Annotated in this window: 13 protein-coding genes; 3 read left to right on the forward strand and 10 right to left on the reverse strand. The window is 60.1% G+C overall.

The window, feature by feature from the left end; all coding sequences use genetic code 11:
- The first annotated feature begins 22 nt into the window (after positions 1-22).
- A complete protein-coding gene (locus AC1DMK_RS02715) occupies positions 23-349 on the forward strand; it encodes a flagellar basal body protein (RefSeq protein WP_477856982.1) in 327 nt (108 codons plus the stop codon).
- A 27-nt stretch (positions 350-376) separates the two neighbouring features.
- On the opposite strand, the gene AC1DMK_RS02720 is transcribed toward AC1DMK_RS02715, so the two are convergent.
- The 8 genes from AC1DMK_RS02720 to AC1DMK_RS02755 form a co-directional block, all read right to left on the reverse strand.
- Positions 377-997: a LysE family translocator gene (locus tag AC1DMK_RS02720; protein WP_477856984.1), complete on the reverse strand. Its 621-nt coding sequence runs from the start codon at positions 995-997 to the stop codon at positions 377-379.
- Positions 998-1,131: 134 nt separating this feature from the next.
- On the reverse strand, positions 1,132-1,524 hold the full coding sequence (gene sufA / locus AC1DMK_RS02725) for a Fe-S cluster assembly scaffold SufA (protein WP_037066363.1): 393 nt from the start codon (positions 1,522-1,524) through the stop codon (positions 1,132-1,134).
- A gap of 129 nt (positions 1,525-1,653) precedes the next feature.
- Positions 1,654-2,034, reverse strand: a complete 381-nt coding sequence (locus AC1DMK_RS02730) for an SUF system Fe-S cluster assembly protein (protein WP_037066365.1) — start codon at positions 2,032-2,034, stop codon at positions 1,654-1,656.
- Positions 2,035-2,045: 11 nt separating this feature from the next.
- A complete protein-coding gene (locus tag AC1DMK_RS02735; protein ID WP_477856986.1) occupies positions 2,046-3,287 on the reverse strand; it encodes a cysteine desulfurase in 1,242 nt (413 codons plus the stop codon).
- Between the two features lie 12 nt (positions 3,288-3,299).
- The gene (sufD, locus tag AC1DMK_RS02740) at positions 3,300-4,574 is read right to left on the reverse strand and encodes a Fe-S cluster assembly protein SufD (RefSeq protein ID WP_477856988.1); all 1,275 of its coding nucleotides are present in this window, start codon (positions 4,572-4,574) and stop codon (positions 3,300-3,302) included.
- Between the two features lie 23 nt (positions 4,575-4,597).
- Positions 4,598-5,353, reverse strand: coding sequence for a Fe-S cluster assembly ATPase SufC (sufC, locus tag AC1DMK_RS02745; protein ID WP_037066373.1), 756 nt, complete (start codon positions 5,351-5,353; stop codon positions 4,598-4,600).
- Between the two features lie 72 nt (positions 5,354-5,425).
- Positions 5,426-6,895: a Fe-S cluster assembly protein SufB gene (sufB, locus tag AC1DMK_RS02750; RefSeq protein WP_477856990.1), complete on the reverse strand. Its 1,470-nt coding sequence runs from the start codon at positions 6,893-6,895 to the stop codon at positions 5,426-5,428.
- 143 nt (positions 6,896-7,038) lie between these two features.
- Positions 7,039-8,205, reverse strand: coding sequence for a cysteine desulfurase family protein (locus AC1DMK_RS02755; RefSeq protein WP_477856992.1), 1,167 nt, complete (start codon positions 8,203-8,205; stop codon positions 7,039-7,041).
- Positions 8,206-8,408: 203 nt separating this feature from the next.
- Here AC1DMK_RS02755 and AC1DMK_RS02760 point away from each other — a divergent pair, with 203 nt between their 5' ends.
- Positions 8,409-9,086, forward strand: a complete 678-nt coding sequence (locus AC1DMK_RS02760) for an alpha/beta hydrolase (RefSeq protein WP_018902229.1) — start codon at positions 8,409-8,411, stop codon at positions 9,084-9,086.
- A 115-nt stretch (positions 9,087-9,201) separates the two neighbouring features.
- Here AC1DMK_RS02760 and AC1DMK_RS02765 read toward each other — a convergent pair whose 3' ends face one another.
- A complete protein-coding gene (locus AC1DMK_RS02765; RefSeq protein ID WP_477856994.1) occupies positions 9,202-10,323 on the reverse strand; it encodes an anhydro-N-acetylmuramic acid kinase in 1,122 nt (373 codons plus the stop codon).
- A gap of 116 nt (positions 10,324-10,439) precedes the next feature.
- Here AC1DMK_RS02765 and tyrS point away from each other — a divergent pair, with 116 nt between their 5' ends.
- Positions 10,440-11,696: a tyrosine--tRNA ligase gene (tyrS, locus tag AC1DMK_RS02770; protein ID WP_037066381.1), complete on the forward strand. Its 1,257-nt coding sequence runs from the start codon at positions 10,440-10,442 to the stop codon at positions 11,694-11,696.
- A 57-nt stretch (positions 11,697-11,753) separates the two neighbouring features.
- Here tyrS and AC1DMK_RS02775 read toward each other — a convergent pair whose 3' ends face one another.
- The gene (locus AC1DMK_RS02775) at positions 11,754-15,143 is read right to left on the reverse strand and encodes a YhdP family protein (RefSeq protein ID WP_477856996.1); all 3,390 of its coding nucleotides are present in this window, start codon (positions 15,141-15,143) and stop codon (positions 11,754-11,756) included.
- Positions 15,144-15,186 lie beyond the last annotated feature (43 nt).

Here is a 15,186-nt window from a genome sequence, read left to right on the forward strand (position 1 = left end):
TTCAACGGGCGAGGGATTGCGGGTGAGTGTATCGGGCGTCATGAACACGGCTCTATCGGGAATGCAGGCGCAAACGACGAGGATCGGCTCGATTGCCGGAAACGTCGCTAACAGCAGCACGCCGGGATACAGCAGACTGAACACCAGTCTCCAAGCAGCAGGCATCAACGGCGGCATTCACGCTGTGGTCGCCCCGACCGCTGGCGCTACGCCGACGCAGACCAGTGTCGATCTCGGCATGGAAATTGCTGACCTTGTCGAGGCGGCACAGAGCTACAAGGCCAATGCCGTGGTCTTCGAAACCGGTGCGGACATGTGGGACATGCTAATGAGCATCAAGCGCGACTAAGCCTTGCTCAACGCAACCGCGAATGACTCACTTGAGAAGGGTATAAGCGGCCGACCCCAGCGCGATAAAACCGAAGAGGATGAGCAGGTAGCTCGTTCCCCGCATCACCTTGACCGTGAAATTCTCCGACAGACGCTCCCGCGCCAGACTGACGGCGCCGCTGAGGAAGAACCACCAGGCCAGCGAACCTGAGAACACCCCGCCGACGATAGCGGCAGAACTGAAGCGCCGCGTCTCGTCCATCAAACCAAAGCCGGCAAACAGCGCCCCGAAGGAGAGAATCGTCGCCGGGTTCGAGATTGTCAGCAGGAAGGTAGCGACCGTGGTGGCAAGCAGTCCGCCGGTGCCGATATCGACGGCCTCGACCGGATCGTGTGTCAATCCGCGATAGCCAAGCCAGACCAGCAGCACCCCGCCGCCGATCGCAAGCGGCAAGGTAGCTGCCGACATGGTCTCGGCAAAGACAGCGATGCCCGTGACGGCAACCAGCGCATAGCTCGCGTCACCGACCGCCGTTCCCAATCCGCAGGAGAACCCAGCCAGGAACCCGCGTTCCAGTGTCCGGTTGACGCAGAGCATTCCGATCGGCCCAAGCGGCGCGGTGATGATGACACCCAGCAGAGCGCCTTTCAGGAACAGCAATAGCATTCTTCAATCGATTCCTTATCCGCAGCCGTCAGCCTGCGGCTCTTTGCAAGCTCTCTAACCGCCTGGGGAACCATCGCAACGAAAAAGGCCGCCGGAAACGGCGGCCTGCGATAAAATCCGAGAGAATGTGACAATCAGTGCGCAGGCACCACGGCGTCGCCGCGCGCTGCGAGCGCTGCCAGATCGGCAGGCTTCAGCTCGACGGATTCGCCGCAGCCGCAGGCAGACGTCTGGTTCGGATTGGTAAAGGTGAAGCCTGAGCGAAGCGTTGTCGATTCGAAGCCCATTTCGGTGCCGAGCAGATAGAGAACCGCAGACGGCTCAATCCATACCTTGGCGCCGTCGCGCTCAATCAGGTCGTCCCGGGCATCGGGTTCGGTTACCATGTCGATGGTATATTCCATCCCCGCGCAACCACCCTTCTTGATTCCAATCCGGATACCCTTGGCATCCGGTCCGGAATTTTCGATGATCGCCTTCACGCGTGCCGCGGCACCATCCGTCATGCTCATCACTGCAAAGCCCATCGGCTCATTCTCCTCTGGCATCGATCCGAAAAGTGTTTTCGGCTCGGATCAATCGACGCCATTCTTAGACATCACCGGGGTCAAGATCCGGCGCTTCGAGTCTTAATGTAAAGCGTGCGGCTTCAGGCTTCAATACCAGCCGACAGCAACCTGCGCCTCTTCCGACATGCGCTCAGGCGTCCACGGCGGATCGAAGGTCATCGCGACGTCCACGCCAGACACGCCTTCAACGGCACCGACGGCATTTTCGACCCAGCCCGGCATCTCGCCGGCGACAGGGCAACCGGGCGCCGTCAGCGTCATCATGATCTTCACCATGCGGTCGTCTTCGATGTCGATCTTGTAGATCAGACCAAGCTCGAAGATGTCGGCCGGGATTTCCGGGTCATAGACGGTCTTCAGCGCAGAAATGACATCATCACTGAGCCGCGCCAGCTCGTCTGCCGGAATGCTGGAATGCACGATGCCCTCGCGCACGTCGATCTTCTGTTCGCTTTCGTCCAGGCTCATACGGACACTCCTTAAGCAAAGAACTTGCGCGCATATTCCAGCGCATCGGCCAAGGCATCGACCTCGGCACGGGTATTGTACATTCCGAAGGACGCACGGCATGTGGAGGTGACGCCGAAGCGTTTCAAGAGCGGCATCGCACAATGGGTGCCGGCGCGCACCGCAACGCCCTGCCGGTCGATCACCATCGAGACGTCGTGGGCGTGGATGCCCGCAAGCTCGAAGGAGAATATACCACCTTTGCCGGGCGCAGTCCCAAAGACACGCAGCGCATTGACGGATTGGAGCCGCTCGGCCGCATAGGCCGCCAGATCGGCTTCATGGCGTGCGATCGCCTCGCGGCCGATCTTGTCCATGTAATCCAGCGCGTAGCCGAGGCCGATCGCCTGAACGATCGGCGGCGTGCCTGCTTCGAAGCGATGCGGCGGTTCGTTGTAGGTGACGTTGTCTTCCGTCACCTCGAAGATCATCTCTCCGCCACCCTGGAACGGGCGCATCTCGCGCAACCGATCCTTCTTGCCGTAAAGCACGCCGATACCGGACGGGCCGTAGAGCTTGTGGCCGGTCATCACGTACCAGTCGCAATCGATGTCCTGGACATCGACGGGCATGTGCACGGCTCCCTGCGAGCCGTCGACGAGCACGGGAATACCGCGCTCATGCGCGATGCGGCAGATTTCCTTCACTGGCACGACAGTGCCGAGCGCATTCGACATATGCGTGATCGCGACGAGCTTGGTGCGCTCTGTCAGGCTCTTCTCGAAATCCTCGATATGGAACGCGCCCTCGTCGTCGACAGGAACCCAGACGAGCTTGGCGCCCTGCCGCTCGCGGATGAAATGCCAGGGCACGATATTAGAGTGATGCTCCATGATCGAAAGGACGATCTCGTCGCCCTCGCCGATCTTCGGCATGCCCCAGCCGTAAGCCACCGTGTTTATCGCTTCGGTCGATGACTTCGTGAAGACGATGTCGTTGACGTCAGGTGCATTCAGGAAGCGCCGCACTTTTTCGCGCGCGCCCTCATATGCGTCGGTGGCGGCATTCGAGAGGAAGTGCAACCCGCGATGCACATTCGCATATTCGTTCGAATAGGCATGCGAAACGGCGTCGATGACGGCCTGCGGCTTCTGTGCGGAGGCGCCGTTGTCCAGATAAACCAGCGGCTTGCCATAGACTTCCCTGGCAAGGATCGGGAAATCCTTACGAATGGCTTCGACGTCGTAAGCGGTGGCCGGCACTATCTTGTCCATGATGCGATCCGATCAGGCGTGCTTTTCGAGCCAGGTCGAGATCACGCCTTCCAGCGCCTCGACCAGGGCTTCGTCATCCAGTTCCTCGACGATCTCGGCGACGAAGGCGTTGACGAGCATTGCCCGCGCCTTGTTCTCCGGAATGCCGCGCGCCATGAGGTAGTATAGGTGGTTGTGGTCGATATCGGCAACGGTCGCACCGTGGCCGCACTGAACGTCGTCGGCGAAGATCTCGAGCTCCGGCTTCACCGAAAATTCCGCGTCGTCAGACATCAGCAGCGTGTTGCACGCCATCTTGGCGTCGGTCTTCTGCGCGTCCGGTGCGACCCTGATCATGCCTTGGAATATGCCCCTGGCGCGATCGAAGACCACATTGCGGATCACTTCCGTCGAGCCCGTATGCGGCACGTTATGGCCGAGCACCATTGTCACGTCGGTGTGGGTTTCGGCGCCGAGAAGATTGATGCCGCGAAGCGTCAGATCGGCGCCCTCGCCGGTTACGCTAATGTGCAGCTCCTGTCGCACCAGCTTTCCGCCGGCATTGATGACAAACAGCTTCAGCTTGGCGTCGGCACCGAGATCGACGCGGATCTGGCCCAGATGCGTATCTTCTACGCCCTGCTGCTGCAGGATGATCCAGGTGAGCTCGGTGCCCTCGCCGACGGTGATGTCACTGACGTGAGACAAGAGCGCCGCGTCTGGCGTCACTGACAGGTGACGCTCGATCACCGTCGCCTTGACGGCGGAACGGAAATTCACCGGAAGTCGTGTATGTGCCTCGCCGCCAGCGTGAACGAACTGGATTTCCAGCGGTTCCTTCAGCTCCATCCCGGCAGGTACGTCGATGACATAGCCGTCGCGCACGAAGCTGCCGTTGATCCGCCCGACTGCGTCGTCTTTGTCGAGCGCACCGAGGCTGACTGCGGCAGAGCCATTCGAAAGTTGCGCCGAATATGGCGAGATATCGAGACCTGCTGCCTGTCCATGGCGATTGGCCGTACCCTGGATCACTGCTAGCACCTGAGAACCTTCGACAAGCGGATCCCGCGCTTCCGAACCAGGATCACCAGCCTGCGCCGGGATGGCGCGCAAAAGGTTCTTGAGGTCGGTGTAGTGCCAGGCCTCTATACGACGCGTCGGCAGACCTGACTTCTTCAGGTCGTCCAGCAGCCGGTCGCGGATGGCGATGACCGCGCCGTCGCCGGGCAGTTCGCCAATCTGGTTGTTGAAAGCCTCGATGAGCGCCGCTTCCGCGGCGGTCAGGCGGCTCGTCGTCTGCATGTTCATGAGACTCGTCCTTTCCGCCTGTATCAGGCTGCCGCTCCAATGATGTCGGCGTAGCCATTGGCTTCCAGTTCATGCGCCAGCGTCTTGTCGCCCGACTTGATCACCTGGCCCTTGTAGAGAACGTGAACGGTATCCGGCACGATGTAGTCCAAGAGACGCTGGTAGTGGGTGATGACGATGACCGCGCGATCGGGTGAACGCAGCGCGTTCACCCCGTCGGCGACGATCTTCAGCGCGTCGATGTCGAGACCGCTATCGGTCTCGTCGAGCACACAAAGCTGCGGCTGCAGCAGCGCCATCTGCAAAATCTCGGCGCGCTTCTTTTCGCCGCCTGAGAACCCGACGTTCAGCGGACGCTTCAGCATCTCGGTGTTGATCTGCAGCTTGGCCGCAGCATCCTTGACAAGGCGCATGAAGTCGGGCGTCTTCAGCTCTTCTTCGCCGCGCGCCTTGCGCTGCTCGTTCATGGCAACCTTCAGGAACTGCATGGTGGCAACGCCCGGGATTTCGACCGGATACTGGAAGGCAAGGAAGATGCCCTTCGAGGCACGCTCGGCAGCGTCGAGCTCGAGGATGCTCTCGCCGTTGTAAAGAATGTCGCCTTCGGTCACTTCATAGTCTTCGCGGCCGGACAGGATGTAGGACAGCGTCGACTTGCCGGAGCCGTTCGGCCCCATGATGGCGGCCACTTCGCCGGCCTTCACCGTCAGGTTCAAACCGCGGATGATTTCGGTGCCGTCTTCGGCGATGCGGGCATGTAGGTTCTTGATTTCAAGCATGGTCGTGTCCCATAGAAAAACGTTCGGAGAGAGACGCGACCAGCGCGTCTTCGCATGTCAATTGTGTTGGCGTCAGCCGACGCTGCCTTCGAGCGAGATGCTGATCAGCTTCTGCGCCTCGATGGCGAATTCCATCGGCAACTCCTGCAGGACTTCCTTGACGAAGCCGTTGACGATCAGTGCGATCGCAGCTTCTGTCGGGATGCCGCGCTGCAGGCAGTAGAACAGCTGGTCTTCGGAGATCTTTGAGGTCGTCGCTTCGTGCTCGAACTGCGCCGTCGAATTCTTCGCCTCGATGTATGGCACCGTGTGCGCGCCGCACTTGTCGCCGATCAAGAGCGAATCGCACTGCGTGAAGTTGCGCGCGTTCGAAGCCTTGCGGTGGGCCGAAACCTGGCCGCGATAGGTGTTCTGCGAGACGCCGGCCGCAATGCCCTTGGAAACAATGCGGCTCGACGTGTTCTTGCCGAGGTGGATCATCTTGGTGCCGCTGTCGATCTGCTGATGGCCGTTGGAAACCGCGATGGAGTAGAATTCGCCACGGCTGTCGTCGCCGCGCAGGATGCAGGAAGGGTACTTCCAGGTGATCGCCGAGCCGGTTTCGACCTGCGTCCATGAGATCTTCGACCGGTCGCCGCGGCAATCGCCGCGCTTCGTGACGAAGTTGTAGATGCCGCCCTTGCCCTGTGCGTCGCCCGGATACCAGTTCTGGACGGTGGAGTACTTGATTTCGGCGTCATCAAAAGCAATGAGTTCGACGACGGCAGCATGCAACTGGTTTTCGTCGCGCTGCGGCGCCGTGCAGCCTTCGAGATAAGAGACGTAGGCACCGTCCTCCGCGATGATCAGCGTGCGTTCGAACTGGCCGGTGCCCTTCTCGTTGATGCGGAAGTAGGTGGACAATTCCATCGGGCAACGAACGCCCTTTGGCACGAACACGAACGAGCCATCCGTGAAGACTGCCGAGTTCAGCGTTGCGTAGTAGTTGTCGCTCGTCGGCACCACGGAGCCGAGGTACTTCTTCACCAGTTCGGGATGTTCGCGGATGGCTTCGGAGATCGACATGAAGATCACGCCGGCCTTCTTCAGCTCGTCCTTGAAAGTCGTAACGACCGAGACCGAATCGAAGACAGCATCAACTGCGATCCGGGGCTTCTCGACGCCGGCGAGGATTTCCTGCTCCATGAGCGGAATGCCGAGCTTTTCGTAGACCTTCAGGAGTTCCGGATCGACCTCGTCAAGCGACTTCGGACCCGGCGTGCTCTTCGGCGCGGCGTAGTAATAGATGTCGTTGAAATCGATCTTCGGATAGTCGACGCGCGCCCAAGTCGGCTCTTCAAGCGTCAGCCAGCGCTTGTAGGCTTCAAGGCGCCACTCCAGCATCCATTCCGGCTCCTGCTTCTTGGCGGAAATGAAGCGGATAATCTCCTCGGACAAGCCCTTGGGCGCCTTGTCCATTTCGATGATGGTCTCGAAACCGTATTTGTACTGGTCAACATCGATCTCGCGGACGCGATCAACGGTTTCCTGGACGGCGGGCATGTCGTTCTCCAATCTTGCCGGATAAAAGGTCCGGCAGCTTGTCGTTCGGGCAATTTGGCTTGCCCTTTATGTAAGTGGCCAAAAGGGACTTTTCAGCCCGAATGGCAAGCGGAAATTTGCGTTTCGGCAAATTTATGAAACGGTCATGCCGCCTCGCCCGCCGGCTTGCGCCGGGCGGCAATTTTCGTGAAGGCGGCAACCGCCTCGGCGATGTCTGCGTCCGTTGTCGCAAAGCCGAGCGAGATGCGCAGCGCGCCCAGCTTCGGATCGTGGCCCATGGCGGTCAGGACGTGGCTTTCGCCGACCTTCCCGGAGGAGCAGGCAGAGCCTGCCGAAAGTGCCACTCCCTCGAGATCGAAAGCGATCTGTCCCGTCTCGGCCTTCAACCCCGGAAGCGTGAAAAACGTCGTGTTCGAAACGCGCACTTCATCTGCGCCGTAGATGATGACATCAGGCGCAGCGAGGCGCATTCCGGCCTCCAGGCGGTCGCGCAATCGCGACACGGTCTGGTTTCGCTCCTCGAAGTCACCGGTGGCAGCCTGCGCGGCAGCGCCAAAGCCGATCACCGCCAGCGAATTCTCGGTCCCCGACCGGTGACCCTTCTCCTGGCCTCCGCCGTGTATGAGGGGGCGAGGCATCAAAACCTCGCCGCGAGTGACAAGCGCGCCGGCGCCCTTGGGGCCGCCGATCTTGTGCGACGAGACGATCATGAGGTCTGCGCCGAGATCACCGATATCGAGCTTCAGCCGGCCTGCCGCCTGAACGGCGTCCACCACGAGAAGACCGCCATGGGCGTGCACGATCTCGGCCGCCTCTTTAATCGGCTGAACGATGCCGGTTTCATTGTTGACCAGCATGATGGCGACCATCGGTAGGCCGGCCGACATGTCGTGCACAGCAAGCAGCGAGCGCAGCGCTTCGAGATCGACGACGCCAGACGACGTCACGGCGACCTCCGTCATGCTGGCCTTCGAAAAACGGCCACCCTCGCGCACCGCCGGATGCTCGATTGCCGAACAATAGAGATGACTGATGACAAGCGGCGTGCGGCCCATCCGGAAATCGGGCGTCAACGCCATATTGGCTGCCTCTGTGGCACCGCTGGTAAAGATCACATGCGCCGGATCGGCGCCGGTCAAAGTCGCCACCTGTCGGCGTGCGCTTTCAACAGCGGCGCGCACGACACGACCTTCTCGATGTACGGAGTTCGGATTGCCGAAGAGATCGAGCGCGCGCAGAACCGCTTCCCGCGCTGCTGGATGCAGCGGCGATGTCGCGTTCCAATCGAGATAAAGGCGTGCTGGCGCCATGATCTTTCGTCCTGGGCTAGGTCCTTGCGAGGCGCCTCGGCTCATTTTCCTTGAAAAGTCCGCCGGGCTTGCCTTATGACACATCCACAATGCGTGGATCGCCATACAAGTTTCGAATTGTTCTAAACTGCGTTTTAGAAAAGCTGACAACGTTCGTCAAGTCTGCGCAGTGTGAACGCGAAGAAAYAAAAGCCGGAGTACCGATGCCCGAAGTCATTTTCAACGGCCCCGCAGGCCGCCTTGAAGGCCGCTACCAGCCCTCCAAGGAAAAAAGCGCGCCGATTGCCCTCATTCTGCACCCGCACCCCCAGTTCGGCGGCACGATGAACAACCAGATCGTCTACCAGCTCTTCTACATGTTCCAGAAGCGCGGCTTTACGACGTTGCGCTTCAACTTCCGGGGAATCGGCCGCAGCCAGGGCGAGTTCGACCACGGCGCTGGCGAACTTTCCGATGCCGCGTCAGCCCTTGACTGGGTGCAGAGCCTGCATCCTGATTCGAAGACCTGTTGGGTCGCCGGCTATTCTTTCGGCTCGTGGATCGGAATGCAGCTTCTGATGCGCCGCCCAGAGATCGAAGGCTTCATGTCGATTGCTCCGCAGCCGAACACCTACGATTTTTCGTTCCTGGCGCCCTGCCCGTCTTCCGGCCTGATCATCAACGGCGATGCCGACAAGGTGGCACCGGAGAAGGACGTGAACGGCCTCGTCGAGAAGCTGAAGACACAGAAGGGTATCCTGATCACGCACCGAACAGTGCCGGGCGCCAACCACTTCTTCAACGGCCAGGTGGAAACGCTGATGGGCGAATGCGAGGACTACCTCGATCGCCGCCTCAATGGCGAACTCGTCCCGGAACCGGCAGCCAAGCGCATCCGCTAGGCTGCTCGCATCCCGGCGGACACCTCGAACGCCGGACAGGATATCCCGTCGATGATGACCGGCATGCGGCTTCGCATGCCGATTTTCCCTAGATTGGGTGCCAACAGCGTCGACACTAGCGTCTCGCCGTGACAACCCCGCCACTGACCGGTTCACGGACGCCCGTCGTGCCCGGAAATGTCAGAGGCAATCCGTTGAGCGATCGAACAGCGAGATAGGCCCAGGCCTCCGCCTCCATAGCATCGCCGTCGAAGCCAGCCTCCTCGGCCGACATCACATCCGCGCCCTGTTGGCGGGCAAGAGCCGCCAGGTCGTTCATCAGGATGCGGTTAAGCCGGCCGCCGCCGCAGACGACATACAGCGTCGGCATCACCGGCAGGTGACGTGCCGATTTGATGATCGATGCCGCCGCAACGTAGGCAAGCGTCCTTGCCCCATCCGCAAGCTCTGCGTCGGCCCCGGAGGGCGGCTGAAAATCGTTTCGATCCAGCGACCGCCGTTTCCCGGCCGTGAAAAAGGGGCTGTTCAGGTAGCTATCCGCCAAGCCGTCAATGACCTTGCCTTCCGATGCAATCATGCCGCCCTGATCGAATGGGATACCGGCATGGGTTTCGACCCATTGGTCGATCAGCGTATTGCCCGGCCCGCTGTCATAACCGACAATCAGTCCGTCGGCGCCGATATAGGTGAGGTTCGAAATCCCGCCGATGTTGACGAAACAGACCGGCAACCTTGCGTCCTTGAGAGTGCTTGCGAGTGCTGCATGGTAGACCGGAACCAGCGGCGCTCCCTGGCCGCCATGCACCATGTCATTGGCCCTGAGGTCATGGACCACGGTGATGCCAGTCTCACGCGCCAGCAAGGCGCCATCACCGATCTGCACTGTCAGGGCCTGATCCGGCCTGTGCAGCACCGTCTGACCATGAAAGCCGACAACGTCGATCGCGGCCACATCAAGGTCGTTCAGGGTGAGAAATTCCCTGACGGCAGATACATGACGTAACGTAAGGTCCCGCTCGACCTGCGCAAGCTCGCCCGGTCGCTGTTCACGCCGCGTGATGGCCTTCGCCTGCTCGAGCGCCTGCTTCAGCCGGGCCCGAAAGCCGACATCATAGGCAACGCCGAGGAATGGGCCGCGCGCGACGATCGCGTCGCCGTCCGTGCGCAGCAGCGCAACATCGATCCCGTCCATAGACGTTCCGCTCATCAGTCCGATTGCGGTGCGTATGTTCCCCATTGTCCCTCGCTGGAAGATTCCCACCAAATGGTGACTGATCGGCAAAACAGTGCTAAACGCGCCGCGACGCTTCAACAATAGCCAATCCGAAAATCCTGATCCGAGAGCAAAAGGTCATGTCCGAGTTCAAATCCGATTTCCTCCGCACGTTGAAAGAACGCGGCTTCATTCATCAGATTTCCGATGAATCCGGCCTCGACGACCTCTTCGCCAAGGAAACCGTGACGGCCTATATCGGCTATGACCCGACTGCATCGAGCCTGCACGTCGGTCACTTGACCCAGATCATGATGCTGCACTGGCTGCAGGCGACCGGCCATCGGCCCATTTCGTTGATGGGCGGTGGTACCGGCATGGTCGGCGATCCCTCTTTCAAGGAAGAGGCGCGCAAGTTGATGACGATTGAGACGATTGAGGAAAACATCGCCTCCATCAAGCGCTGCTTCGCCAACTATCTCGACTACAGCAAACCTGCCAATGCGGCCCTCATGATCAACAATGCGGAATGGCTGCGTTCGCTCAACTACCTCGAATTCCTGCGTGACGTCGGTCGTCACTTCTCGGTCAACCGAATGCTGTCGTTTGATAGCGTCAAGACACGCCTTGATCGTGAGCAATCGCTGTCGTTCCTTGAGTTCAACTACATGATCCTGCAGGCCTACGACTTCGTTGAATTGGCAAAGCGCTACGACTGCCGTCTGCAGATGGGCGGTTCGGATCAGTGGGGCAACATCGTCAACGGGATCGATCTCGGTCACCGCATGGGGACACAGCAGCTCTACGCGCTGACCTCGCCGCTTCTGACGACATCCTCCGGCGCCAAGATGGGCAAGTCCGCATCGGGAGCCGTGTGGCTCAACGCCGAACTGCTGCCGGTCTATGATTTCTGGCAGTACTGGCGCAACACCGAAGACGCGGACGTACCGCGCTTCCTGAAACTGTTCACGACGCTGCCGATGGCTGAAATCTCGCGCCTGTCCGCTCTCGCTGGCTCCGAGCTCAACGAGGTCAAGAAGATCCTGGCGACCGAAGTGACCGCGATCCTGCACGGTCGCCCGGCGGCAGAGCTGGCCGCCGAGACCGCCCGCAAGACTTTCGAGGAAGGCAGCCTCGCCGAAAACCTGCCTTCGGTCGAGGTACCCGCGGCTGAACTCGATGCTGGCATCGGCCTGCTTTCGCTCATCGTACGTGCCGGCCTTGCCGCCTCGAACGGCGAAGCTCGTCGTCACGTCCAGGGCGGCGCCGTTCGGGTCAACGATCAGGCTGTCAGCGACGAGCGCAAGCTGATCGGTAGCGGCGAGATCACCTCCGATGGGGTCATCAAGCTCTCACTCGGAAAGAAGAAGCATATCCTCATCCGGCGCGCGGCCTGAACGAGCGATTACAGGATATGATGAAAAAGCCGGCCGTGTGTGCCGGCTTTTTTGCGCCTACTGAAATTCGAAGATATTGCGGAAAACGCCGGGCGCGATGATCGACAAGGGATTGACCACCAGATTTGGCGCCTCCAACTTGCCTGTCAGCTTGAAGGTAATGCCGATGAGCCCCCGGTCCGTTCCGTTGCCGAGGATAATGCCGATGATCGGCAACTCGGCAAACAGGCGGTTGAGACCATAGGCAGGCATGAACGTTCCCGTCATGTCCATGTTTCCGCGCTGGTCCCTCAGTACCCCCTGGAAGACGGCGCCGACCTGATCGCCGCGTGCCACGCCGTTTTCCACGCTGACCACTCCGCCCTGCGAGAAGATACGGGCAAAACCGCGTTGGAAACGTTGCGCGGATGTGTCGATGGTGCGCTTGACTGCTGAGTTCAGGCTTCGCTGCTCCTGGCCGACCGGCGTCGATACGATCGAATGCAAACGCTGCTCGTTGACGAGCGAAAAGCGCCGGACATCGATCGATCCATCCCAGTCGTCGCCTGCGCCCAGACGGATGGCCATGTTGAGCAGTCCGCCCCTCATATGCTGGTAGAGGTCTGCAAACCGTGAAACCGCGCCGGCATCCCCGCTGGTCACGTTGATCACGCCGCCAGCCTGGGTCTGAGCGACCACAGCTTCGCCGCCGTCGGTCACGCCGGTTAGATTGAGCGATAGAATGCGGCTGCCCTGAGCTGAATAGGCAGCTTCGACATTTCGCAGTTTCTCGTCGTTGAAGCCGATAACGCGGTCGAGTTTTGCTCGAACCGAAAAGCTTCCGTCGCTCCTGCCGTCGCCCTGCCCGCTGCCGGACTTCATTCTTGCGATGATCGGGCGTACGTCGGCGCTGCTTCCGGAAATGGAAACATCGATGCTTCCCTTGTTGCGTTTGAGAGAAACGGCAAAGTCATCGAGCGACGACAGTTTCACGCTGTCGAAGTCTGCCTTGAGGAGATTCCCCTTACTCAGCGAAAGCGCCCCATTGGCGCCAAATCCGTCGCCCTTCAGGACAAAGCTCCTGATCTGCTGGTTATCGTCCTGTCCGGAAATCTCGAAGGTCGCGTTGGCCCCGATGCCGCTTCCCTTGGACCAGCCGATCCAGGGCAGATCAAGCCGCGCCTTTGCAAGGTCGAGCGAAACAGCCTGCCGATCCTTGTCGAGGCGATTGAGTTCCACGCCGATAGGGCCATCGATCATATTCGATAGACCTGGCAGGAATTTCTCCCGTTGATTGTTGCTCAGCGTCGCGCTGATCGTCTGCTGCGGCTGCACGTCCGACGATTTGTCCGTCGGCTCGGTGAGCTCGATAGTCGCCGGGATACCATCGATATTGCCCTTGCCATCAAGGCTGACCTGTTTCGGATCGGCGGTGAGAACGCCGTCAAGACTTGTAATTTTCCTGCCCGAGATCGGCTTTGCGACATCGACATCTTGCAGCCGCAACGACGCCTTCCATTCGGCTGGGGGCGGGTTCTGCGAGGAAACGAGACCGATGCGCGCCTGAACGTTGGCAGCTATCTGGCCCTTCAGGTCCTCAGGCACGAAACCGGCGCGCTGCAGAACCTGTACAGGCTTGTAGGTCAGGAGCTCCCCGATCGCGTCCGCAGCACCTGAAATCGGCAGATTGATTTCCGCCATGAGTGGCTTGTCGTAGGTCGAGGGCAGGACGAAGGTTCCCTCCCCGATATCCACCGAACGCCCCGATGGGAAGAACGACTTGCCGCTCTTGATCGAGATCGTCGCCTTGGGGCCAGTCAGATCAAAATGCGCATTGGTGTCACGGATAGGCGGTATGTCGCCGCTGACGTTCATACGCGCGCCAGCAATATCGAAGGCGATCTGGATCTGCTTCTCATCCAGTTTCAGCCCCTTGCCGATGGCTTCGTCAAGCCGCCCGGACGGAATGAAAACGGAGATCGAAGCGTCCGTCACCGTTCCGCCGAACAGATTGCGTTCTACCCAGTCTCGCGCCTTGGTCGCCATCCAGAACGGCCAGAGCTGCTTGATGGCCGTCGTCTGCAATTGCTGCGACTTTCCGACAAAGCTGATTTCCGGGGAAACATCCCCGAAGCGCACATGCAGCGAGCCGTACAGCGATCCGGCCGCGCTAGATGCCGTCATGTTGGCAAACTGAAGTTCACGGGATGCGACATAATACCTGCCGGTGGCCTGTACATCGAAGGCAAGCGACTGCTCGCCCGGCCCGGTTGCCGCCGCAGTGCCGCCGCTGATCAGAAGATCGACGCCGAAACCTTTCCCCGCCGAGGCGTCGATCTTGTCCAGATCGATGAGAGCACCGTTCAAGGGAATGGTGGTGGCGCCAAACTGAGCCAGCGAGCGCCCAATCTCCAGCGTTTCCTTGGAAAAATCATAGGCGAGATTGATCCGGCCACCGCTCAGTTCCTGCGCGTCACCGTCCATATAAAGTTTGCCCGGCTTGAGGTCGATCGCAGCCGCAAGCGAAGGCTTCGAAGTTTCTCCCGTCCGGACAGCCGAAATCAACAGGTCGGCGAAACCGTCAATACCCTGCCGGATCTGGCCGAGCGTGTTGCGCTTGAGCGTGAACGGTGCCAGATCGGCGTTGGCCAACTGACCCGTCAGCCTGGAAGTGCGTCCGCCTGACCTGTCCGTGACGACGCTCAGGGTCGCGTCCTGACCATTAATTGAGATCTCGCCGTCAAGTTGCAGCGCGTTCTGCTCGTTCCTGGAAAACGTCAGACTATCGACCACGATCGCCAGCGGCCCGTTGGCGGTATCACCAAGTTTGATGTCGATACCTTCTAATTTCACCGATCGCGTTCCGCCGCGTTCAACGAAGCTGTCGATCATGTCGAGCTGATCGAAAGCCGCTTCCATCGCCGCTGGAATTGCGTCGATGCGCATATCCTCCAGCTTGAGGGGCTTTCCCGATGGCAGAAGCGCGGTGTCGAGCGCGATATTCTCCGCCTCGACCTGCCCGATCGCGATTCGCCCGCGGAACAGCTGCAGCGGGTCGAGAGCAATCCGCATCGCACCGGTCGTCGACAGGTGTTGGCCGCTTTCTTCGTCTATCATGACGACGTTGCGGGCCTCGAGCGCGAGCCGCATGTTCGAGGTGAAACGAATAACCGTGGAACCGACTTCGGCTCGGTAGCGTGGGCCAATGGCCGAGTTCAGGGCGGCTTGAGCCTGCCTTGAGAGCGTCTCATCGAAAACACCGCTTTCGACCGTGAAGATGACGGCCGCAAAAATAAAGATCAGTATCCCGATACAGCCTCCCGCGAAGTTTGCCGTTCGCCGGGCGCGAGAACGCGCCGGCGGGCAATGCACGATCATAGGCTCTTCTGCCTGCGCGGAGGGAAGCTCGTGCAGGGCGACCATATCTTTTTTGCGAAATGTAATCTTTTCGCCGCGGATCGCCGACATGCGCCTCGCCTAACTCCGTATCTTGTGGTTTGGACCAGACTGG

Source organism: Rhizobium sp. 05L419 (assembly GCF_056397845.1).

Bases quoted from the DNA above. Each gene is read 5' to 3' on its own strand.
- AC1DMK_RS02720 (WP_477856984.1), bottom strand. From the start codon at position 997: ATGCTATTGCTGTTCCTGAAAGGCGCTCTGCTGGGTGTCATCATCACC.
- sufA (WP_037066363.1), bottom strand. From the start codon at position 1,524: ATGGGCTTTGCAGTGATGAGCATGACGGATGGTGCCGCGGCACGCGTG.
- AC1DMK_RS02730 (WP_037066365.1), bottom strand. From the start codon at position 2,034: ATGAGCCTGGACGAAAGCGAACAGAAGATCGACGTGCGCGAGGGCATC.
- AC1DMK_RS02735 (WP_477856986.1), bottom strand. From the start codon at position 3,287: ATGGACAAGATAGTGCCGGCCACCGCTTACGACGTCGAAGCCATTCGT.
- sufD (WP_477856988.1), bottom strand. From the start codon at position 4,574: ATGAACATGCAGACGACGAGCCGCCTGACCGCCGCGGAAGCGGCGCTC.
- sufC (WP_037066373.1), bottom strand. From the start codon at position 5,353: ATGCTTGAAATCAAGAACCTACATGCCCGCATCGCCGAAGACGGCACC.
- sufB (WP_477856990.1), bottom strand. From the start codon at position 6,895: ATGCCCGCCGTCCAGGAAACCGTTGATCGCGTCCGCGAGATCGATGTT.
- AC1DMK_RS02755 (WP_477856992.1), bottom strand. From the start codon at position 8,205: ATGGCGCCAGCACGCCTTTATCTCGATTGGAACGCGACATCGCCGCTG.
- AC1DMK_RS02760 (WP_018902229.1), top strand. From the start codon at position 8,409: ATGCCCGAAGTCATTTTCAACGGCCCCGCAGGCCGCCTTGAAGGCCGC.
- AC1DMK_RS02765 (WP_477856994.1), bottom strand. From the start codon at position 10,323: ATGGGGAACATACGCACCGCAATCGGACTGATGAGCGGAACGTCTATG.
- tyrS (WP_037066381.1), top strand. From the start codon at position 10,440: ATGTCCGAGTTCAAATCCGATTTCCTCCGCACGTTGAAAGAACGCGGC.
- AC1DMK_RS02775 (WP_477856996.1), bottom strand. From the start codon at position 15,143: ATGTCGGCGATCCGCGGCGAAAAGATTACATTTCGCAAAAAAGATATG.